The sequence below is a fragment of the Paenibacillus sp. FSL R5-0341 genome (assembly GCF_037975235.1).
Lineage (GTDB): Bacteria > Bacillota > Bacilli > Paenibacillales > Paenibacillaceae > Paenibacillus > Paenibacillus amylolyticus_A.
This window is the reverse complement of the sequence record NZ_CP150241.1, coordinates 2,542,721-2,563,717: the sequence shown is the minus strand read 5'-3', so window position 1 is coordinate 2,563,717 and position 20,997 is coordinate 2,542,721. Positions and strand designations below refer to the sequence as shown.

At 44.8% G+C, this 20,997-nt stretch carries 22 protein-coding genes; 1 reads left to right on the top strand and 21 read right to left on the bottom strand.

The window, feature by feature from the left end; translation table 11 throughout:
• Nucleotides 1–16 precede the first annotated feature (16 nt).
• From MKX75_RS11775 to MKX75_RS11735, 9 genes are all read right to left on the bottom strand, one after another.
• A complete protein-coding gene (locus MKX75_RS11775) occupies nt 17–565 on the bottom strand; it encodes a glutathione peroxidase (RefSeq protein ID WP_062833964.1) in 549 nt (182 codons plus the stop codon).
• A gap of 140 nt (nt 566–705) precedes the next feature.
• Nucleotides 706–1,182, bottom strand: a complete 477-nt coding sequence (locus MKX75_RS11770) for a hypothetical protein (protein WP_076330781.1) — start codon at nt 1,180–1,182, stop codon at nt 706–708.
• Between the two features lie 48 nt (nt 1,183–1,230).
• Entirely contained in the window at nt 1,231–1,740 is a 510-nt protein-coding gene (locus tag MKX75_RS11765) for an effector binding domain-containing protein (RefSeq protein WP_254847808.1), read from the bottom strand.
• 95 nt (nt 1,741–1,835) lie between these two features.
• Nucleotides 1,836–2,666, bottom strand: coding sequence for a carbohydrate ABC transporter permease (locus MKX75_RS11760; RefSeq protein WP_062835992.1), 831 nt, complete (start codon nt 2,664–2,666; stop codon nt 1,836–1,838).
• A 78-nt stretch (nt 2,667–2,744) separates the two neighbouring features.
• Nucleotides 2,745–3,626, bottom strand: a complete 882-nt coding sequence (locus MKX75_RS11755) for a sugar ABC transporter permease (RefSeq protein WP_339169695.1) — start codon at nt 3,624–3,626, stop codon at nt 2,745–2,747.
• A 266-nt stretch (nt 3,627–3,892) separates the two neighbouring features.
• A complete protein-coding gene (locus MKX75_RS11750; protein WP_339169694.1) occupies nt 3,893–5,209 on the bottom strand; it encodes an ABC transporter substrate-binding protein in 1,317 nt (438 codons plus the stop codon).
• A 168-nt stretch (nt 5,210–5,377) separates the two neighbouring features.
• Nucleotides 5,378–6,229 carry a helix-turn-helix domain-containing protein gene (locus tag MKX75_RS11745; protein WP_339169693.1) on the bottom strand — a complete coding sequence of 284 codons (852 nt, stop codon included), beginning with the start codon at nt 6,227–6,229 and terminating at the stop codon, nt 5,378–5,380.
• A 72-nt stretch (nt 6,230–6,301) separates the two neighbouring features.
• Nucleotides 6,302–8,122 (bottom strand): histidine kinase, encoded by a 1,821-nt coding sequence (locus tag MKX75_RS11740; RefSeq protein ID WP_062833959.1) that lies wholly within the window; start codon nt 8,120–8,122, stop codon nt 6,302–6,304.
• A gap of 199 nt (nt 8,123–8,321) precedes the next feature.
• The gene (locus tag MKX75_RS11735; protein ID WP_339169692.1) at nt 8,322–9,089 is read right to left on the bottom strand and encodes a helix-turn-helix domain-containing protein; all 768 of its coding nucleotides are present in this window, start codon (nt 9,087–9,089) and stop codon (nt 8,322–8,324) included.
• Between the two features lie 145 nt (nt 9,090–9,234).
• On the opposite strand from MKX75_RS11735, the gene MKX75_RS11730 reads away from it, so the two are divergent.
• A complete protein-coding gene (locus MKX75_RS11730) occupies nt 9,235–11,511 on the top strand; it encodes an FAD-dependent oxidoreductase (protein WP_339169691.1) in 2,277 nt (758 codons plus the stop codon).
• Between the two features lie 245 nt (nt 11,512–11,756).
• Here the strand turns inward: MKX75_RS11730 and MKX75_RS11725 are convergent, their stop codons facing one another.
• The 12 genes from MKX75_RS11725 to MKX75_RS11670 form a co-directional block, all read right to left on the bottom strand.
• Nucleotides 11,757–12,179, bottom strand: a complete 423-nt coding sequence (locus MKX75_RS11725; RefSeq protein ID WP_339169690.1) for a DUF1801 domain-containing protein — start codon at nt 12,177–12,179, stop codon at nt 11,757–11,759.
• A gap of 19 nt (nt 12,180–12,198) precedes the next feature.
• Nucleotides 12,199–12,993, bottom strand: a complete 795-nt coding sequence (locus MKX75_RS11720; protein WP_339169689.1) for an aminoglycoside phosphotransferase family protein — start codon at nt 12,991–12,993, stop codon at nt 12,199–12,201.
• A gap of 264 nt (nt 12,994–13,257) precedes the next feature.
• The gene (locus MKX75_RS11715) at nt 13,258–13,797 is read right to left on the bottom strand and encodes a GNAT family protein (RefSeq protein WP_339169688.1); all 540 of its coding nucleotides are present in this window, start codon (nt 13,795–13,797) and stop codon (nt 13,258–13,260) included.
• A gap of 202 nt (nt 13,798–13,999) precedes the next feature.
• Nucleotides 14,000–15,187 carry a glycoside hydrolase family 5 protein gene (locus tag MKX75_RS11710; RefSeq protein ID WP_076330773.1) on the bottom strand — a complete coding sequence of 396 codons (1,188 nt, stop codon included), beginning with the start codon at nt 15,185–15,187 and terminating at the stop codon, nt 14,000–14,002.
• A 206-nt stretch (nt 15,188–15,393) separates the two neighbouring features.
• Nucleotides 15,394–15,807 (bottom strand): hypothetical protein, encoded by a 414-nt coding sequence (locus tag MKX75_RS11705; protein WP_339169687.1) that lies wholly within the window; start codon nt 15,805–15,807, stop codon nt 15,394–15,396.
• Nucleotides 15,808–15,827: 20 nt separating this feature from the next.
• Nucleotides 15,828–16,865, bottom strand: a complete 1,038-nt coding sequence (locus MKX75_RS11700) for an alpha/beta hydrolase (protein WP_062833950.1) — start codon at nt 16,863–16,865, stop codon at nt 15,828–15,830.
• Between the two features lie 51 nt (nt 16,866–16,916).
• Nucleotides 16,917–17,552 (bottom strand): hypothetical protein, encoded by a 636-nt coding sequence (locus tag MKX75_RS11695; protein ID WP_339169686.1) that lies wholly within the window; start codon nt 17,550–17,552, stop codon nt 16,917–16,919.
• Nucleotides 17,549–18,082: a GNAT family N-acetyltransferase gene (locus tag MKX75_RS11690; protein ID WP_339169684.1), complete on the bottom strand. Its 534-nt coding sequence runs from the start codon at nt 18,080–18,082 to the stop codon at nt 17,549–17,551. Before MKX75_RS11690 ends, MKX75_RS11695 begins: the two co-directional genes overlap by 4 nt.
• Nucleotides 18,083–18,109: 27 nt before the next feature.
• The gene (locus tag MKX75_RS11685) at nt 18,110–19,093 is read right to left on the bottom strand and encodes a serine hydrolase (RefSeq protein ID WP_339169683.1); all 984 of its coding nucleotides are present in this window, start codon (nt 19,091–19,093) and stop codon (nt 18,110–18,112) included.
• Nucleotides 19,094–19,337: 244 nt separating this feature from the next.
• Nucleotides 19,338–19,910, bottom strand: a complete 573-nt coding sequence (locus tag MKX75_RS11680; protein ID WP_339169682.1) for a hypothetical protein — start codon at nt 19,908–19,910, stop codon at nt 19,338–19,340.
• Nucleotides 19,911–19,914: 4 nt separating this feature from the next.
• Nucleotides 19,915–20,472, bottom strand: coding sequence for a GNAT family protein (locus MKX75_RS11675; protein ID WP_339169681.1), 558 nt, complete (start codon nt 20,470–20,472; stop codon nt 19,915–19,917).
• Nucleotides 20,473–20,474: 2 nt separating this feature from the next.
• The gene (locus tag MKX75_RS11670; protein ID WP_339169680.1) at nt 20,475–20,954 is read right to left on the bottom strand and encodes a GNAT family N-acetyltransferase; all 480 of its coding nucleotides are present in this window, start codon (nt 20,952–20,954) and stop codon (nt 20,475–20,477) included.
• Between the last annotated feature and the right edge of the window lie 43 nt (nt 20,955–20,997).

The following is a 20,997-nucleotide window of genomic DNA, read 5'->3' as shown; positions in this document are numbered from 1 at the left end:
ATATATGAAAGTGAAATTATAGAAGCTGTTTAATACTTTCTTGAATCTCGTCGATGGAGTCGATCGGTTCGAAGCGTCTGACCACACGACCCTCTGCATCAATCAGGAATTTCGTGAAATTCCATTTGATCGCATCGCCATGTAACCATTCTGGTGCTTTATCGGCTACCATCAATTTCAATAGTTTTGCCTGTATATCTGTTTCATCAAAGCCAGCAAAAGGCCCAGATCTTTTCAAAAAGTCGTAGAGCGGGTGCGCCGCTTCTCCATTCACATCCAGTTTCGAGAACATCGGAAATTTCACACCATAGTTAATCTGGCAAAAGGATTCTGCTTCCGAACTGCTTCCGGGCTCCTGCTCTGCAAACTGGTTGCACGGGAAACCAATAATCTGAAGCCCTTGATCCTTGTACTGGTCATACAGCTTCTGCATGTCATCGAACTGGTGCGTATATTTACATTTGCTTGCCGTGTTTACGATGAGCACAGGTTTTCCTTCATATTGATAGAGCGGGAAACGCTCTCCACTGGTTCTGGTTACGGTAAAGTCATAGATGGTTGGCATAAGTCTAGTGCACCTCGCGATAGTTATGTAGTCATATAGAATCATATATCATTGATAATTATATACGAAGTTTGAACTATTGTATCGCGAAAGATATTGATGGTTCAGATTAGACACTGAGATATTTGAAAATATATCTATTATTCAACTGCTCTAATACTCATAACATATTTGGTTCTGGGCAGATACTTTATTTCCAGTGTTTTAACTCGATTTTCCCAGGCGATATCCCGAGTGTTAATCAATTCCATTTGATTTATTTCGATGGTTTGTTCCCTCCATTTCCTGCCCATGGACCCTATGTAGTTCGGTTTACCTGTTATTGTTTCGTAATCTTTGGAGAGATAAGGATCTATATCCTGGATACCCGACACTGTCTTAGGAGCAAAAAGTAATATCAAGCTGATACCAAAAATAATGCAACAGCACTTGAAAGATATTCGTTTTACGATGTTTATTATTTGCTTCATGCCATGAAACAACCCCATACCAAGTGCAAATACTCCAACTACTACTCCAATCAAATTTAAAAAGATCCAACTAGGAAAAAAGGTTAGAAAGAACGAGGAAATACCACACAATACAAAAACAATAAATATGACTATACTCAGCTTCAACAACATCCTCTTCCTTCATTTAAAAGTGTCCCATGAATCCCGATAAAATCACTGCAAAGCTACATATATATCAATCTCATTGCTGGCACTTTCCGGTTGATAACGCTCATCCCAAATTTCAAAATCATAATCTTTGGGTTCATGTCCATTCTCACAGATCCACTGTCTATAGACATAATCGTATGTATCACCAATCTCTGACTCAACTCCTCGATGCGTGCACGTCACATATTGGCTGTCAGGGACGTCATGACTTATCATCTCGGATGGGACATTCTCCAAACTAGTTACTTCATATCCCAATAGATGTGTAAATTTATCAGTCTTTGCGTTGAAATCTTCATTGATCGGGTACATCTGCATCAACATGACGTTGTCATTTTTCCGATATTGAATTTCATCTTTCCTCTCAACAAGCTTATGATAGTGGCTCTTGCCCAGCCCCGATTCGAACTCTTCTATGGTCGCTTCGATTGAGTATCCTACAATGTGAAAAGCAGGCAAAGTGATGACTTTCATTTCCATAAAAATCTCCTCCAATGGATAAACTCTGATCATGGATTAATTCTCCCTTTCAACAGAAAACCCTTCTGCCGCGAAAATCTCCTCGTTCAGCAAAAGGGTAATATTATAGGATCACAGTGATAGCAGCTTTAACCCTTCACGGCACTTCCGGCCACGCCCTGGATAATGTAATGCTGTCCCACCAGGAAGACGATAATCATCGGAATAATGCCTGCCGTGGCAGCGGCCATCATGCCGTTATAGTCCACATTGTTCTCCAGAATAAAGTTCTGCAGTCCGAGCGGCACGGTGTACAGGTCTTTGTCGATCAGGAACACGAGCGCGTTCTCATAATCATTCCAGTGCCAGGAGAAATCGATGATCGCCAGCGTAGCCAGCGCAGGCTTCGCCAGGGGCAGTATCAGCCTGAAGAATATACGCAGGTGTCCAGCACCGTCTATGAACGCCGCTTCCGAGATTTCCGAAGGCACCGACAGGAAGAACTGTCGCAGCATAAACACCCCAAAGATCGTGAACATTCCAGGCAGGATCAAAGCCCAATGCGTATTATATATGCCAACCCACTCAAACATCAGGAATTTCGGTACAAAGAGCACCTGAGGTGGCACCATCATCATCGAGAGATAGATCAGGAACAGCGTCTCCCGGCCTTTGAATTGAATCCGTGCGAAGCCATACGCTGCAAAAGCCGAGAGAAATACAGCTCCGACCGTGCTAATTAGCGATATTTTCAACGAGTTCAGATAATACGTCGCAAAGGTATCCGCTCCGCTCCAGACCTTAATGTGGTGCTCCCAGTTCAGGCTGGAGGGTATCCACTGGATGGGATAGGTGAATACGTCCGCAGGAGATTTGAACGACGTGCTGATCATCCAGATGAACGGCATAATCATCAGTAAGGCAAAACCGGCCATCAGAAGTGTAAGTATGATTCTCCGAATCTGCGTCAAGGACTCCATGCGGACTTTAGGTGATTGCGGAGCTGTGGGCTTCGCGTTCGTGGCAATTCGTTTCTCCATAACGATTCCCTCCCCTCCTTAATAGTGAACCCAACGTTTCTGACCGAGCCACTGCAATACAGTGAAGATCATGATGATGGCAAAGAGTGCCCAGCTAATGGCAGCAGCGTATCCCATCTCGTAATATCGGAAGGCATTTTGATAAATAAAGAGCGACAGCACGGTTGTGCTGTTCCCTGGCCCACCCTGGGTAATCGCCTGAATGATACCAAAGTTCTTGATGGTCATAATCAGCCCTGTAATCAGCAGCAAAAAGGTAGTCGGGCTTACAAGCGGCCAGATTACTTGGCGTATCGTCTGCCAGGGACGGGCTCCATCAATCCGTGCAGCCTCAACCAATTCCTCCGGGATTTCCTGCAAAGCGGCCAGATAAATAATCATGTTGTAACCCAGCATGAACCAGATCCAGATGATATCAATCGCGTACATGGACCACTCCGTTGTCGATAACCAGCCTGGTGGATTTGTAATACCGATCCCGCGCAAGAAACCGTTAATCGGTCCCGACGTTGGCTGGAACAGCAGCATCCAGACAAAGGCGATGGCAACACCGCTGGTGATATAGGGCATGAAATAGAGGGCACGCAGCGTTTTTTGCCAGTACACGGACTTGTTCAGCGCTACAGCCACGATAAATGCCAACCCCATCGATACAGGAACTGCTAATAAAAAGACAAATGTATTTCGCAGCGCCACCACAAACAGATCATCATTCAACATTCTGCGGATATTGTCCAGTCCGACGAAATTCGTCTCCGGGCTCATGAATTTGTAATCGGTGAACATGAGATAGAACGAATAGACAGCCGGTATAATAAAAAACAACAGCACGCCAATCATATTGGGCCCAATAAACAGATACCCGAGCCTGCTCTGCCGTTTCATCCAGGATTTATGCATATGCTCCCCCACTCCTTAACATCTGTTCTGGAATTAAGCATAACAAGATGTCCTCTAACATTTAAGGAACATAACCCTGTACCTGATATCACAGATATATGTATTTCTGCAGTGCCTTTCGGGAGGGAAGCAACATGGAATTGTTCTATTTCCTTTAGCCCGGAAAGCCCTAGCTAATGCCATACATCTAATGCTCTATTGTTCTATTGCTTATATAGAAAAACCGTCCCATTGGGGACGGCCTTTGGACTCATCGCTTTTGCATTCTATTGATTCTGCTTCAGCCAGTCATTATGGCGTTTGACCATGTTCTGTACCGTAATTTCTGCAGTCTGGTTACCAAGGAAGAACTTTTCATACTCCTGTGCACGCAGATCGACCACCTCTTGTGCAATGCTGCGGACAAACGTAGGTGTCTCGTCACCATACAACACAAATTCCAGTGACTCTTTATCATAAGAATCGGCATAATCACCGAGCAGATGATCAATAGCAGTCTGTTGATCGACCGCATTCGAGGAAGGCAGACGTCCCCCTGCTGCCATTGGCATCATACCCCCATCGGCGTACCATTTCAGGAACTCCCATGCAGCTTCTTTGTTTTTCGACTTGGAATTGATGGCGATAAAGTCACCCAGCCCCCCGCTCTTCACCATATCTGCTTCCTGTTCAGCCAGTCTAGGTACAGGGGCAAAGGCGATTTTCCAATCCCGAGGGAACTCGGTCATGTTGTTCGATGTGCGGATCAGCCATTCGCCAATGTTGATCATGGCAGACTCACCGGCAAGGAACATGTTCTCCACCGGCATTTTGGAAGTCAGCTGCTCACCAAGTGGTGGCGTCGTTGCATCCTCCTTCATCATTCCGTTCAACGTCTCCAACCATTTGGTGACGAGCGGATCATCGAGGTTGGAAGTGCCGTCTGCCTTAACATAACCGTTCTTCACCAGAACGGAATCAAGCGGATCTACATAGGAAGCGGTATGCTGCACCAATCCGTATTTGAAACCAGCCGTCTTCAGTTTGAGTGCATATTCACGGGCTTCATCCCATGTCCAGGCTGTTGGTACACTCAGTCCGGCCTGATCAAGCGCTTTCATATTTAAAGCGAAGAAGGCAGCATTTTTCTTGGTCGGCATCCCGTAATATTTGCCATCCACTTTCCAGGAAGCCGCATCTTCACCCATTTTCTCATCAATGTTGTAATCAGTGAACTCGCCCAGATCCAGTGCTGTCCCGCCCTTGATACGTTTATCCAGATTCGTGAGGGTGTAGTTGACATATAGATCAACGTTCTGCCCCGTGGACAGCGCCGTATCCAGCTTCAGGTTGCCATCATCGTCATTCACAAACCGCACATATTCCACCTGAATATCAGGATGCTCCGCATTCCAGGTATCCACCACTTCCTGTGGACCATTCTCGGGCGGTACCGCGCCCCACATGGTGAGCTTCACTTTTCCCCCTGCCGCTCCACCTCCGTTATCTCCACCGTTCGTTTCATTTTTACCTACACAGCCGGCAAGCAAGCCCAGCATCAGCGCACCTACGATTAATCCCGTTAATCCTTTTTTGATTCTCATCTGGTCACATGACCTCCCTGAATTGAAGTGTACCTTCCGTTACATCGTAGCAGGGACCTTGCTGGGTTCATAAGATACATATCCATGATTCGGATTGAACAAAAATACGGAATTACTTGTGCTTGCCTGAGCACTCAATACACATATTCCTTCTACTCATCCTGTGAGTCACGAGCGATGGCGATACTGGCTGGGCGTGCAACCGGTCCAACGCTTGAATATTTTGATGAAATAATTATCACTTCCGAACCCTACCCGGTAACCAATCTCCTGTACAGGAAGATCCGTCTCGCGCAAGTATTCAGCCGCTTTCTCCATCCGTACCCCGTGCAAGTAGTGAATGAGGGTATGACCGGTTTTCTTCTTGAACAAAGCACTCACATAATTCTCGCCCATCATCACATATCGTGACATGGATTTGACGGTAATGTCCTGGTCGTAATGCTGTCCAATGTACTCAATAATTTTACTAATCTCCGGATGCTTCACATTCGGCTCACGAACAGGTGTGAACGGAAGGTCCGTCTCAGGTGGGGGCGCTGAAGAGACCGTCAGAGAATTAGGCGAAGCAGGCGATGATGTAATTAACGGAGATGGAGATGGCACTTCATGCTGGTCTGCCTCCGTTCGAACTTCAGCCGAAGCTCCCAGTTCCGCACTAACTTTACGGAGTGTATCACGCAGCGAATTCACACTCATGGACAGCTTCAGAATATAATTCGAAGCCCCGTATTCCATCGCACGGCGCACATATTCGAACTCCCCCATACAGGTGAGCATCACAAATTTGGTCTTCAGCCCGGCCTGACGGGTCTGTTTGAGTAATTCCAGACCGTCCATTCCCGGCATGACAATATCGGTCAGCACCAGATCCGGTGTGTCCTGTATGATCATCGCCAGCGCTTCGGTCCCATTACCGGATTCTCCGATGACCGTGAAGCCCAGCTCTTCCCAGGAAATAATCTCTCGCACCGACTCCCGTACAAATACCTCATCTTCTACAAGCAATACCTTCCACATGTTCAGGATTCCCCTCTCTAGTCGTCCGGGACGTGTCTGAAACCTCCGAAGCGCGAGTTTTCAGACACGTCTCTAGTCAGACCGCTTCTGTACGTAAGGCGTCGACAACAAAAAAGGAATGCTGAACCTCACTAATGTCCCTGGTTGATTATCCATTATTTCAAGTTTACTTTGACCTTTGAACAATAACCGCAATCGTTCCCTGAGATTGGATAGACCGATCCCCGGACGCGTCCGGGTAACCTGCTGACGCCGGGATTCCTCCATTCCGATTCCGTTGTCTGCCACCTCCAGCATCAGTGTTCCTGTGTCTTGCCTATATATGCTGATACGGATCTGACCAAGCTGTTCCTGTGGTCCGACACCGTGGTGAATGGCATTCTCGACCAGTGGCTGCAAGCTCAGCTTGGGCACCAGTGCGTACTCCAGCTTATCGTCAAATTCACAAGTCACCTCGAAGCTGTCGCGGTAACGAATCCGCTGGATATGAAGGTAGGCTTGAACCAGCTCGATCTCATCCTTCAGGTATACCAATTCGACCTGTGAATTCAAGCTGACCTCCAGCAATTTTCCCAGGGAAACACACATCTCGGAGATTTCTTCATTTCCGCTGCGGATCGCACTCCATTTCATTGTATTCAACGTGTTCAGGAGAAAGTGCGGATTCATCTGAGCCAAGAGCATATGAAAATGTACCGCTTCCTTCTGGCGCTCCTCCGTCTTGAGCCTATTGATCATCTGATTGGCATCATCCAGCATCGTATTAAACGTACGTGTCAGTTCCAGTACTTCTCCACGGCTGTGGCCCTCAGGAATACGAATCTTGAGGTTTTTGCGGACAACCTCCTTCATCTGTTTCTGCAGATGCGACAAAGGGCGTGTGAACGTTGCCGAAATCATAAAAGCCATCAGCACAAATGCGCCTGTGAAACCAAAAAAGGTCAGAAAGTAACGTTGCTTAAGCTCAGATATCTCTGTAAACAAAATGGAAAGTGGAATGCGATTCACCATATACCAATCCAGTGATTCAATGTACACGTAGTTAATCAGCGTATCCGAAGCTGGATCAGTTAGATACGCCTGTGCCGGATGAAGAGCTATTTCACGAGTAACTTCCGGGGAAAGCGTAGCTGTTTTGGATGAACGTGCGATGGTCTCCCCGCTACCTGTAATCAGAAAGTACTCCCGGTTACTCTGTGAATCCTTCAGCATCGTTTGGAACCAGTAAGAGTAATCAATGCTGATCCGAGCCAGTCCGTAGCGCTTGCCGCCGCTATCTTTCATGTAGGCATACAGCGACAACAGGTACGGGCTGGAGGATAACTCCTTGAGCACATGGTTGGTATCCCGTGCATCCCAGCGATAGAAAAGTTCTTCCGGTTGAAGCGGGGGCGCATCTGCACCCCCTTTTGGGATGGTTATTTCTCCAAGACGCTCGCGGAATTGCTCCAGATAGGGGCCATACGCCAGTGCTTTTTTCGGCAAATACGAAGTGTAAACGCTATCATGAAAATCCAGCAAAGTAAAGTACACCGAAGGATTATATAGAAAGAAACTGTTATTGATCATCTTGAACTTCTCTTCCACCAGCGCCTTGTTCTCAAGCGGAGTACGATTGTCCGGGGAGGTGAGCACACTTCTTACCGCAGAATCCTGTTCCAGAAAAATGAGCGTTTTGAAGGCGATACTCATCTGATCCTCCAGAGAGCGGTACATCTGCACCAGCTGCTCATGACTCTGTTCACTGATTTTCTGCTCGACCAAGGATTCAATCTGCTGATAATTGTAGACATTCAATGCACTGAACGGCAAGAGAATTAACAACACAAATGCACCGAACAGACGGTACCTGAGCCGCTGTGGCAACCAACTCTTCCAGTTTGGCTTCTTCATTCCTTTGCGCTCGCTCCCCTACAATTAATGACCCCATTATAGCACCTGCCTGCCATTTACAGCCGGGGGCGAATGATTTGCATGGATTTGGCATATTCGTTCCCTGCTTTCGTGTGAAATGCACAGATATGTTCTATTGGTGTAAAAAAGAAAGGAATGAATGGATGGATGGAAGGCTAGATGGACGAGACGCTTCACCTCATACTTGATGTCTTCTCCGATACTCCGAGGGACTGATTCCTATGGTGGATGAGAATACGCGGCTCAGATAAAATCCGTTCTCATACCCACATCTCTCGGCTATCTGCGTAAGGGTGAGACGGCTATCTGCCAGCAAGGCTTTTGCCTTTTTGAGACGGATCGCTTTCAGATAATCGGACGGTGTTTCTTGAAAAGCCTCCCGGAATCTTCGGGTGAACTGAACTGGACTCAAAGCCAGGCGCTCGGCCAATGCTCGGAGACTGACCGCCTCTCCTGCCCACTCCTCCAACAAAAATGCCGCTTCAGCCATGAGAGCATCTTCCGTGAACTTTCGTTCCATCAGACTGCTCTGTCTCTGCTCCCATTGATACAATTGCCACAAATCCATCATTAGATGGGTCTTCCATCCTGTTGTAACTGCATCGTTGTCCTCACTCGCCTGACGCAGATAAGCATACGTTGAATTTAACCGCTTCGTATCATTAATCTGTGATTTACCGATTGACGGTAGAAGGCACTCATCCTCTGCGGCGTCATAACTGAACTGCATATAGTGAAACGTCAGCGGGGTTATCGTCACTCTGCGAAAAGGCACGTGGGGTGGACACAACACCAGATCAGCGAAACCCGCCTCTCCGGTCTGCCCCCCAATGTCGTAACGGAATACGCCCTCTTCAACGGCAAAGACCACCCAAGCGTCGTAGATATCTTCTGCCAGCGCAAATGCAGCTTTCTTCTTCCAGTAGATGTGATTAAGGAGGTCCATGACACACCTGCCTTTGCTGTGAAATAAAGTATATACTCGATGATAATATAGTGTATTTGAAAAGTAAATATATAGAACTAATATGAAATTATAGATATGAAATAAGAGCTTAGGCTCCTTTACATTCAATGAGAGAGGTGTTCTTATGAAACACGAACTCGTTAAACCGGATATCACCGTCATCGGGGGTGGGCTTTCTGGCGTATGCGCGGCTATATCTGCGGCACGACTGGGCCAACAAGTCGCGTTGGTGCAAAATCGACCCGTGCTCGGCGGCAATTCCAGCAGCGAAGTACGCGTGTGGGTATGCGGCGCTACCGCCCACGGGATTAACCGCTATGCCCGCGAGACGGGCATCATGGGGGAACTGTTTGTAGAGAATCAGTATCGTAATCCGGAGGGCAATCCTTATCTCTGGGACTTGGTCATTCTGGAAGCCGTTCGAGCTGAATCCAACATCACTCTGTACCTGAATACCGATGTCCACGAAGTCGAGGCCACCGGGGATGGAGATGAGCGCATGATTACCTCCGTTACCGGATGGATGATGGGCTCTGAACGCAAAATTCGATTCGAGAGTCAGATCTATCTGGACTGTACGGGCGATGGACTGGTTGGCTTTCTGGCAGGTGCCAAGTTTGCACTCGGACGGGAAGCCCGCAGCGAATATGGTGAAGAATGGGCGCCTGAGGTGGCCGATCAGATCACGCTAGGCAGTACACTCCTCTTTTATACCAAGGATACGGGTGCACCTGTCCGTTATATCCCGCCTTCTTTTGCCAAGGATATCACGCAGACGAGCATTCCGATCCGCCGGGTCATTCGCAGCGGGGATTCCGGTTGTCATTACTGGTGGATCGAATGGGGCGGTGAGCATGACACCGTTCATGACAATGAGCTGATCCGTGATGAGCTGTGGTCCGTGATCTACGGGATCTGGGACTATATCAAGAACTCCGGCAAGTTCGATGCAGACCATATGACTTTGGAGTGGATCGGTTCGCTGCCTGGCAAAAGGGAGTACCGCCGCTTCAAGGGTGACTATGTGCTCACCCAGAACGATATTATCAGCCAGCGGGAGTTCCCGGATGCCGTTGCCTTTGGCGGCTGGTCCATTGACCTGCATCCCCCGCAGGGCATGTACGCCGAAGCGAGCGGCTCGAAGCATATGCATGCCGATGGCGTCTATCACGTGCCGTTCCGCTCGTTGTATTCCGCGAATGTGCGGAATATGCTCATGGCCGGACGCGACATCAGTGCATCGCATGTCGCCTTCGGCACGACCCGCGTCATGGCAACATGCGCGGTCATCGGCGAAGCCGCGGGTACGGGCGCGGCGCTCTGCGCGGCCATGGGGGTGTCGCCGCGCGAGCTGCACGCGAGGCATCTTGCGTTGCTGCAGCAGACGTTGCTGCGGCAGGACGCTTCCATCATCGGGGTGCGCAGCCACGATGAGCTGGATCTGGCCCGGCGTGCCAAGGCTACAGCCTCCAGCACGCTGACGGGCATCGCTCTGGAGCAGCCTGGCGAGACGTACCCGCTGGGTACGGATGTTGCCCTGCTGCTGCCTGTGCATCCAGTGCTCAGCGGTCTGGAGCTGCTGCTGGATGCATCCAGCGATACCGCGCTGACGGTAGAGCTGTGGGATACGGGGCGTAAGGAGAACTACGTCCCGCATTCGTTACAAGTTACGGCGACCGTTAACGTGACGGCGGGAACCGCCCAGTGGGTGAAGCTTCCGCTCGAATGGCGACCGGAAGAACCGCAGAATGCTTTTATCATCATCAAGGCGAATGCAGCCATCACCCTCTACCATTCCACGGAAGCACACAGCGGGGTGCTGATCTTCTTCAGAACAGAAGAAAATCACGTGTCCAAAAATCTGGAGGATCATGCCACGGATCAACCTGTTGTCTTGTGGTCCATGCAGGGATTGGCGCGTCAACCATTCTGCTGTCGAGCGCTCTCTGAGATTACGGCCTATTCAGCGGACAACACGATCAACGGTTATCATCGCCCTTACGGTGGACCACAGCAGTGGATGTCCCAGCCGATGCAGTCTGGCAAGCCCGAATGGATACAACTGACATGGGCAGAGCCACAGACCTTGGCTGAGCTGCACTTGACGTTCAACGATGATGTGAACGAGGACCTGGTTAATTTGCATCACCATCGCACAACATTCCGCGTCATGCCTGAACTTGTGCGCGATTATCGGGTGGAAGTATTGAGTGGGGCTGGGGAATGGATCGAAATTGTAAATGTAACGGAAAACCGCAGAAGAAAAGTCATTCATTCCCTGAACACACCTGTGGATGTACAGGCGCTTAGGGTGAGCATTGATGCCACCAATGGCAGCAGATACGCCGAGTTGATTGAGGTTCGGGTGTACGGGGAATCTACACGGTATGAGGAATTTTAGCGTATCCTTTTTTTGATAGCTGATCCTGGGCACTGGTCAACATATACGATAGATGTTTTCAGTACGGAACACACAGGTTATATACAAATAAGTCCCCGCTTATGGATGAGATCAGTAAGCAAAGAAAACAGGTTGTCTTAACATGCAAGACAGCCTGTTTGAACATTAATCACATATGCTATGGCGGAGAGACGCGGTCTCTTTCTCAAATTATTCAGTGTGTGTAGATAGCTTGTCGAGTTATTCTATTGATCCGGATAGGTTTCTTTGAGAAACCGGACAGACTGTACAATTAGCGCTTTCAACACATCCACATCGATGTCTGCTATCTTGTTGATGTATACACATGCTTTGCCTGTTGTATGTTTTCCAAAGTTCTTTAATAGATCTTCTCGCTCGCTATCCCCTGTCGCAAAATATAAACTAATCTTGGCCTTTCGTGGCGAGAAGCCCACGAGAGGTGCATCCCCTTCGTGACCCGATTCATATTTGTAATGATATGCACCGAATCCAATAATACTCGGTCCCCACATTTTTGCATCATAACCTGTCGTCTCCGTGAAGATATCCAATAATTGATAGGCGTCCTCACGTTTTTTGGGATTCTCGATCAGCTCAATAAATTCTATGACACTTTGGTCTGTTATGGTTGTTTTGAGTTTGTACATTGAACCAATCACTCCTTCATTAGGTCCAGTCATCGAAATGCTTTTCCAGAAAGATAAGCTCTTTCTCATAGTGTGCGAGATGACCTTCTTCTATCATTTTTATAAAAGCGAGTTCCCCCGCAGCCGCACGATCAGTCAGTGTTTTACACATAAAACGGATACGGGATACGACCCATTGCTTCAAATCTGCTGGCACACTCAGCCCGTACGTAGTCATGAATAATGCAATGCGTTCTTTTCGAACAGTTCCGTGCGCATGGCTAGTGTAAGGTACAACACCTTTTCCATCCATCTTTGGTGAAAAATCTGCGAGGGGAACGGATGTATACAAGGTATAGGCGATATCCCACATTCGCGGACCCGGACCTGCCATATCAAAATCAATAATTCCTTGAGGACATCCTCCCTTGTACACCATATTATACGGCGCAAAATCGTTATGACATACAACTTCATCTTCTGTTATGCATGGATATCTGTTTATTGACTCTGCTGTTGGTGTGAATCCAACAGTCGCATCATGGTAACTTCTCAACAGTTTAGCGATTTCGATCAAAGATGCGTCTGACCACATATACTCTTCGATCTCAGGGTAGTCATTGCCTGGAACGATTCCTTCAAGGTAAGAAAGTACTTCTCTCCCCTGTTCGTCTATTCCCAGAAATCGAGGAGCATGGTGATAACCAACTTTTTCGAGATGTAAAAGCAGTTCATGCACATATGGATTTGGTTTGGCATGCCGGCGAACCGTCTCGCCTATTCTGACCACCTGATTCACATTACCTCCCGTAAATTCTTCCTCCTGTTCGGACAATCTAATCCCTCCTAAATAAAGCTAAACTTCTTTGGTATGGGCATGATTACGATTTTCCTTATAACAAATCTTGTTGATATTATTCATGTCACGCCTCCTTTTATTCTCCGTACATAATGTTACATCAGCTCTATCTACTTAATGTCTTTCGGTTCTCTATTCCATATTCCTGCATTTACATCAACGAATCCGAATCTATCCTATTTCATCATAGCAAATAGCGTCGTCATCACTGACGGCGCTGTTGTACGCTCTCTGAACAGGTTACGTAGCTACTACATGGTGCAGATCCATACTATTTTCGAAAAAGGCTGACCGTTCTACATGATACAGATCATAGAGCTGCTCCTTGGCATTGATGAATTGATATACATCTGGATACACATCATTGGCTAACTTCACATATGGAAGTTTTTCTACCGCTTTTCTGGACCTTATATTTTGCTTACGAATCTTCATAAATACCGTTTTAATGTCATGTTCCAGAAACAACTCCACGAAAAAGGCTGATTTCGCTCTTTGGCTGTAACCATTCCCAAAATACGGTGATCCAATCCATGTGGCTAAAAAACCAGTTTGATGCTCGATATGATACAGATCAATCGTACCAATAGGTTGCCCTGCTTCATTCAAAATGGTTCGGGATATCGCCGTCTTTTGCTCTTCTTCGGCCATCAATTGTTTGGTCAGGAATAGATATTCTTCATACGATTGGCATGCATAACGAACGTAAGGAGACACTGCGGGGTCCATCATTAAGCTGTACAGTGAATGGCATTCCTGCAAATCACGTTTTGTTAACATTCTGTCTACCACCTAGTCCTTTTAGTCCGCTATATCAAGCAAATTAAGTATATAAAAGGTAGTGTGGGATTTAATGAATTCTGTATATGGCTTATGTAAAATGTATTGGTAAATGTTGCTCATTTTCACCTCCCGTAGCACAAAAAAGACATGTCCCTTTTGCAGGAACACGCCTTTTTCACGGATACAGAAAGACAGGAAATTATTGAAGACCTTGCATGATCGCATTAATGATGTTTTGCTGCGTCACGGTATTATTTGAACGGTTAAACAAAGCGAATCCATGTTGACCGTTATGTCCGTTGTCCCAATACACAGGAACCATTTTGTATTTTTTGGCTTTTGCTGTAACTGCTTTTGCATATGCAGCACGATATACGTTGTTGGTTGAATCATACGACGTTTTATCAATCGAACCGAATTCACCAATTACCACAGGATAGCCTTGAGTCACAAATTTATCGTACATGGACTTGAACTGTGATTCCAGATAATCCTCTTGTCCCCACGTAGACTTTTTGGCAGGATTCGTAGCTGTTGCACCCCACTGCGTGATATTACCGTTTTCCTCACCAGCGAAATCCCACGGAGAGTAATAGTGTGCCGAGATCATGATTCTCTTCTGCGAACTAGGAATTGCCGAGGATCTGAAATTATCTGTTGGGAGAACAAAGCCATAATTACCAACGGTGAAGTCAATATTGGTATTCCAGCCCGGAATCAGCAACCATCTGGCATTGTTGTTTCCTCCAGTTTGACGAACTGTATCCACAAAAATCTGATTGTAGGCATTCAGGTTGGCGTAATACGCCGAGTTCGGATTACCATAGTTGCCATCGAATACTTCGTTCATGGATTCAAAAATCAGACGGTCATTGTAGTTGCTGAACTTGGTGGCAATCTGTTGCCACACCTTTTTATACTTTTCCTTAATGGCAGTCTGATTGCCACCATTCACGAGCAGCCATCCACCTTGGACGGAATTGTATCCATCGCCATGAATATTGATGATGACATACAGACCTTCATTGTACGCATAATCCACGACTTGCTGAATTCGATTCAGCCATGCCGCATTGATTGTATAGTTGGGAGCGCTTCCAATGTTATTCAAATAGGAAACGGGAATACGAATGGACTTGAAGCCAGCAGCTTTCACTTTTTTGATTAACTCTGGAGTTACCGTAGGATTGCCCCAAGCTGTCTCATTCGGTGTACCGTTCACCGCTGCTTCCAACTGGTTGCCCAGATTCCATCCTGCACCCATCTCAGACACGATTTGTGAAGCGTCCGCTGCTGATGCTTTAGTGCTCCATCCAGTAAAGGCCGCCGCAGCCAGTAATACTAGTGCCAAGCTGCTGATGCCAAACTTCTTCCATTTTTTGAACATACCCATACCTCCGCTTATTCTATTATTTTTTAACAAGCAGTACAGTTAATCTATCAATACAGATTGAATGATTCGAGACCCGTGCCTCCCTTCCTATCGATCAAACAAATGAATTTTTCGTCTACCATCAACATAATAACACATATATGGAAAATAAAGCGATATATTTCGTGTTTATTTTCACTTATTATTACAAATTACTCCATCTATCCATTTAAGTGGATTGCTTGAATTTGTTCTCTATTAAAATCAACAATCATGATGTGATCTTGCAAGATATTGTCTCCGCACGATATTGTTGCGCCGTAATCGGATATACTGTTAAATATTATATCTACACGGTACACTTCAATCTCATTAAACCAGCCCTTATGTACCTTTTGATGAAGTTCGTTCTCATAGTATTCTCGAAAGACAATCTCACAAGTTGAAAACCATTTAACATAGTCTTCTATTTTATTAGCAATCAAATCTAATTGTGTATTCGTGGACACATATATTCGGACATCGTTTAAATCCTCATCCTGTATGGAATGTTTAAATATTTGCACTGCATTTTGCAGAACATAGCATCGGTAACTCTCATCACTCTCTTCTTCAAGCTCAATAAATGGGCTCAACAATAGGATCTCGCTCCTCTCTAGTCTTTTAAAAATAACTCTTGTAACCAGTGTACGAATTTTTCTTTCTCCTCAAACTGTGGGTAATGCGCAGACTCATTGAATACAATGAAATCTTTGATCGGTGCATCCAACACATCAAAATAATCACGTGCAGCATTCGCAGTAGTCATATAATCATATTTACCCATCACAAAATAAGTAGGAATCTCCAGATGATCAACAATATCAGGTAAATTTTGATCAAATGCTTCCTTCAGTAAGATGTCTTGTGAACTGAACATCCCTGAATAAAAGCGAATCATATCCATCCCATTGTATTCGGGATTAAACAGGAATCCTAAGATATAATCTCTATTCTCATGGATGAGCCTGGCTGCACCACCGTACTTTTGCAACAAAATTCTAGGCGTAAGTTCCTTTCCTTGCTCGATCGAGCTACGAATTAGCTCCAGTTTTTTAACGTCCTCTGCATTACGGGCTTGTTTCGCTTGCTCGTACGTGTACTCCAAACTTTCCAGTTCGCTCTGAAGTGTGTTCGCCATCTGTCCAATGCCTATATAAGCGTGAAACTGAGTGGGTGCTTTAGCCGCAGCTTTCATCCCGATGTATGTACCAAATGAATGACCGATTAATATAACCTTCTCTTGACCTAACTCCTCAGTTACATAATTCCTTAACGCTAACAAATCATCTACTAATACATCTGTTGTCAGATTCGAGTAATCTTCAGAAAAGTGATAGGACTTTCCACTCCCACGTTGATCGTAATGCACCACAGTGAAGTGTTGCTCAAGGTCCTGTTGATACTTCCTAACATAAGGAATCTCAGAGCATCCAGGCCCACCATGCACAAAAATCAGGATTGGGTTACTCCGATCAGCACCCCTGATCATGACTTCATGTCCTGCTCCGTTAATTTCGACCTGCTCTAACATGCTAATGCTGTTTTCACCTTTAATTTTAGGTGTCCATGTAGGAAATATCAGAGCTACTACAACCATTAAAATAATACTAAATATGCTGTACTTGAGTATCTTACGTACTTTTTTGCGCATGTGACGCTCCTTAAATATCAAGTTTCATTTGCAATTCTAGCAACGGTTCCTTTACCGTAATGGATACAACAATTCAACTTGTTCTTTCAGCAGGTCTTCCTGGAAGATGTAATTGTGATCTGCTCCAATAATACAAAGGATTCTTTTTTCAGGATGAGCTTCAACTGTATTTTTGACTCTTTGAATCATAATCTGATTACGCACAACCCAGCGAAAGTTCTGGGCCTTCGGGTTTACCTGATACAACCATTCATATTTTTGTTTGGTTACGCTATCGAACTCATTTGAATTAAAAGGAATCTCGCCGAACCTATACGTCTCCATTTGTTCCGCAAACCAGTGATCATCCCGTTGTTCAAGTTCTTTGCGTTCCTCGCTTGAATAGCCGTTGAATGGATCAAAAGCATTCCACACATCTAATTCAAACCAATCGATAGGGACAAATGTGATGTTCTGCGCCTCGCACAAAGGGAATACTAACTCCCAATACTCACTGGCCGGCTCTCCCCAGTATCCTCTATCATTTTTGTCCTTCAGATACCTCAACCAGCTCTGTGGATGGACTTCACCGCAAATAATATCTGGCTTAAACTCACGAATCACATCCTTGTAAAGGGAAAGGGAACAATGATATCGCTCCCTGAGTTCTGGATTATGAATGGTTCCGAGTATGCCAACCGTTGTCATGTGCTCAGCTCCTTTATCATGTGTATATCTTTCGGCTCTTTGTCGTAGAGCTCCTGATCAATCTCGCTTGCAATCTGACTGCCCTGGCTTCTGTAAAAGGATACCACCGATCTCGTCTCTGTGGAGGAAATATACAGATATCGCGCTCCACGTTTCTTGGCCTCTTCACTTAATTGGTTCAGAATACGTTTTCCAATACCTTGTCTTCTGTACGCCTGAGAGACATACATCAAGTCAATTTGTAATTGATTACATTCTCTTCCTCTGTATTGATGTGCCAGCACCCCGAACCCAATTAATCGATCTTTAGCGAAAGCGCCATACGCCATGCCGCCTTGTTCTAGTTCATAGACATATCGATTTTGAATCTCATCCAAAAGCTTTGCATCCCAGTTTGAGCACTCATGATTTTGTTCTAGCTCAACCAATCCGTTCTCTCTCATTTCATAAATGAGATCAATATGTTCCGAACGATCTATTTCCTGCAACTGGTTCACATCTTCAAGAGTCAACGTTCTATACGTTATCATGGTCGTTGCTATCTCTCCCTTCAACAACTATTCTTTCAGAATATAATTTTTAAACCAGTGAAGTGGTAACAAGTTATCATCGGATATAATCGTTGTGAATACCGCAACCAATCCTCGCTTTTGGTTAACAAAGATATATTGCCCTCGTCCACCGCCCATACCCATAGCATAAAACGTTTTATTTTTAGCGTCTTCTTCCTTGATATTTTTCATTATGCGCCAGTGGTAGCTATATAAGGTTTCGGAAGTAAGAGAAGGACTTACACTTCTAGCAATCCAGTCAGCAGAGATGAGTTGTTTAGAATTCCACCTCCCATTCTGAGCGTATAACATTCCAAACTTTAGCATATCTTCAATTTTCATTCGCAAACCAAAACCACCTATGGCAATCCCTTGTGTATCCTGATACCAATGGAAATCGTTAATATCTAAAGGTGCAAATAAGTTCTTTTCTGCAAATTCCGAAGTGTTCATACCAGTCGCTTTCTGCATTATGGCGCTAAGTATATGCGAACTCCCGCAACTATATTTCATTTGAATTCCAGGTTCGAATTCAACAGGCTGCTCAAGAACAAATCTTGTCCAATTCTTAGATGGAATCATCGCTTCATTCCCTGGATAATGCAGGCCCGAGGACATCGTTAATAGATGCTTAATCGTAATCCCCTTTTTGCTATCATCCAGATCGTTAAAATAATTCACAATTGGAATATCTTCATGCTCAATGTAGCCCCGCTGAATAGCAATACCAATCAATGCAGAAAGAACACTCTTTGTAATTGAATTCACTTTGTGTTGTTTTTCTTTCGTTTTTCGATTTCTATAATACTCAAATTGGATTGAATTTTCACGGTATATCATGCAGCTCTCCGCTTTATTTCTTTTTATCTCTCTCTCGAGATCATTAAATTCAGTGATATAGATACTAGATACCTCCCTTGGTGGCTCGTATACTTTCCGCCATCCTTTTGTTTCTCCATAAAATTCATCTTTCGTTAAGTCCAGTAACATTTTAGGTACTCGTCCTATAATCTTTTCTTCAAAAAATATTGAATGATTCCATCAGGATATTCATCTATGACTCAATGTTTAAGCCCCCTCACTTAGAAAACCAACTCATGTAATCGTATACACTTTTAGGATTTCTCATTTTATTTCTAACCTGTATATCACTTCATCATCTGAATTGGTTCTATTCTCACTAATAAACAACATGCTTATCTACCACGGTATCTCCTCTTTCGACAATCCTTGATTACCTGTATCGTTCTTTTTCACTCTCACTCGCAACCACTTCCAAATGATGTTCAATCATCTGTATAACTTGTTTTTTATTTTTAGTGATCATTGCTGTTTTGCTGTTTTCGTTAATCAAATCTATAGCTGCAACTATATTATATTGATGGTTCCACTTCACAATCATCTGGCATAAGTTCTTGAAGGACTGCTTGTAATTCCAAGATTGCAAGCCCATTCTAGATAATACAAACCTCTTTATAATTCGATAATCTCTGATGAAAACATTTGGATTCAATACAAAAATCAAATCCGCTTCTTGTATGGATTTTAAAGTCCAATCTTTGTACTGTACTCCTTCTATGATCCAGGCATCTGAATGAACAATAGATAGGACGGACTCATCCCTAACACTTTCAGGATATCTCAAATTTTCAGCGCTTCTGTCCCATATGAGATTGTCTAATTCATAGTAAGGAATGCCGTATTTATCAGACAATTCTTTGGCCAATGTTGATTTCCCACTCCCGCAAGATCCAATAATTCGAATTCTCATACACTCTCCTGGAAAAACGTTATCTTCATTCATCATTCTGTTAGCTTGATCCGTTGGGCTTATAATCTTTCTTCAAAAATGCATAGAGGACATTATCAACAAATCGATCTTTCCAATAATAATTTTCTTTTAATATGCCTTCTTCACTAAAGCCAATTTTCTTAAGCAATTCTCTTGATCCCGTGTTCTCCGGCTCTACAAAGGCTTCAATCCTGTTTAATTCAAGGTTGTTAAATCCGTATTCAACGATTTTCTGAGCAACCTCGGTCATATAACCCTGTCGCCAAAACTCAGGTGCTAACTCATATCCCAGCACAGCTTTATGATGTTCTTTCAACCAACCATGAAATCCGCATGTTCCAATAACTCTACCGTCCGACTTCAAAGCAATTCCCCAGCGAATGACCTGACCATTTTCGAATCGTTCATTCCATCTTTGTATGAGATCTTCTGCTTGTTTCGTATTCGTAAAACTTTCTACATCGTAGAATCTTGTAACTTCATCTGAAGAAAAAATATGAAATATGTTTTGGGAATCACTCTGTCTAATCTCTCTTAACAGCAATCTTTTGGTTTCTAACTCAGGAAATGGAGTCATATTCACTTCACCTCAATCGAGTAAACTGCTACATTTTTCCCTATGATGTCTACATCCTTCTCGTGTTTCATGCCATTCTTTTGCGCGACTTTCATAGAGCCCACATTGCCATGTTGAATTAACGATATTAATCGACTCTGTTTCAAATGATCCATACCGTATTCTTTCCATGCTTTTGCTTGTTCGTATCCGTAACCCATTCCCCAGTATTGCTCTACAACCCAGTAACCGACCTCAAGCTCATCCGTGCCTTCAATGATTTGAGGAATGAGTCCAGAGGTTCCAATTAACTTGTTATTCTCTTTATTGATCGCGAGGAACAGCCCCTTATCGTCTTTATTCCAGTTGATGAACTTTTCGAGACTTTGCATGGTTTCTTCCTTCGTCCAGGGTCCTCCATGTCTTATAAACTTCATCATATTCGGCTCACTTGTCATCTCAAAAAGTAAATCAAAATCATTTTTGGTATATTTCCGAAACATAAGTCGTTCTGTCTCCATCTTTCCCTCAACTCCTTCTTCATTC

Excerpts from the sequence above, each read along its gene's own strand:
- MKX75_RS11745 (WP_339169693.1), bottom strand. The coding sequence starts at position 6,229 with ATGTGGAAGGTATTGCTTGTAGAAGATGAGGTATTTGTACGGGAGTCG.
- MKX75_RS11670 (WP_339169680.1), bottom strand. The coding sequence starts at position 20,954 with ATGTTTCGGAAATATACCAAAAATGATTTTGATTTACTTTTTGAGATG.
- MKX75_RS11765 (WP_254847808.1), bottom strand. The coding sequence starts at position 1,740 with ATGATCAGAGTTTATCCATTGGAGGAGATTTTTATGGAAATGAAAGTC.
- MKX75_RS11685 (WP_339169683.1), bottom strand. The coding sequence starts at position 19,093 with ATGTTACTGGACTTAACGAAAGATGAATTTTATGGAGAAACAAAAGGA.
- MKX75_RS11725 (WP_339169690.1), bottom strand. The coding sequence starts at position 12,179 with ATGTACAAACTCAAAACAACCATAACAGACCAAAGTGTCATAGAATTT.
- MKX75_RS11735 (WP_339169692.1), bottom strand. The coding sequence starts at position 9,089 with ATGGACCTCCTTAATCACATCTACTGGAAGAAGAAAGCTGCATTTGCG.
- MKX75_RS11695 (WP_339169686.1), bottom strand. The coding sequence starts at position 17,552 with ATGACAACGGTTGGCATACTCGGAACCATTCATAATCCAGAACTCAGG.
- MKX75_RS11755 (WP_339169695.1), bottom strand. The coding sequence starts at position 3,626 with ATGCATAAATCCTGGATGAAACGGCAGAGCAGGCTCGGGTATCTGTTT.
- MKX75_RS11700 (WP_062833950.1), bottom strand. The coding sequence starts at position 16,865 with ATGCGCAAAAAAGTACGTAAGATACTCAAGTACAGCATATTTAGTATT.
- MKX75_RS11740 (WP_062833959.1), bottom strand. The coding sequence starts at position 8,122 with ATGAAGAAGCCAAACTGGAAGAGTTGGTTGCCACAGCGGCTCAGGTAC.
- MKX75_RS11775 (WP_062833964.1), bottom strand. The coding sequence starts at position 565 with ATGCCAACCATCTATGACTTTACCGTAACCAGAACCAGTGGAGAGCGT.
- MKX75_RS11710 (WP_076330773.1), bottom strand. The coding sequence starts at position 15,187 with ATGTTCAAAAAATGGAAGAAGTTTGGCATCAGCAGCTTGGCACTAGTA.
- MKX75_RS11750 (WP_339169694.1), bottom strand. The coding sequence starts at position 5,209 with ATGAGAATCAAAAAAGGATTAACGGGATTAATCGTAGGTGCGCTGATG.
- MKX75_RS11730 (WP_339169691.1), top strand. The coding sequence starts at position 9,235 with ATGAAACACGAACTCGTTAAACCGGATATCACCGTCATCGGGGGTGGG.
- MKX75_RS11680 (WP_339169682.1), bottom strand. The coding sequence starts at position 19,910 with ATGATGAATGAAGATAACGTTTTTCCAGGAGAGTGTATGAGAATTCGA.
- MKX75_RS11760 (WP_062835992.1), bottom strand. The coding sequence starts at position 2,666 with ATGGAGTCCTTGACGCAGATTCGGAGAATCATACTTACACTTCTGATG.
- MKX75_RS11690 (WP_339169684.1), bottom strand. The coding sequence starts at position 18,082 with ATGATAACGTATAGAACGTTGACTCTTGAAGATGTGAACCAGTTGCAG.
- MKX75_RS11715 (WP_339169688.1), bottom strand. The coding sequence starts at position 13,797 with ATGTTAACAAAACGTGATTTGCAGGAATGCCATTCACTGTACAGCTTA.
- MKX75_RS11675 (WP_339169681.1), bottom strand. The coding sequence starts at position 20,472 with ATGACTCCATTTCCTGAGTTAGAAACCAAAAGATTGCTGTTAAGAGAG.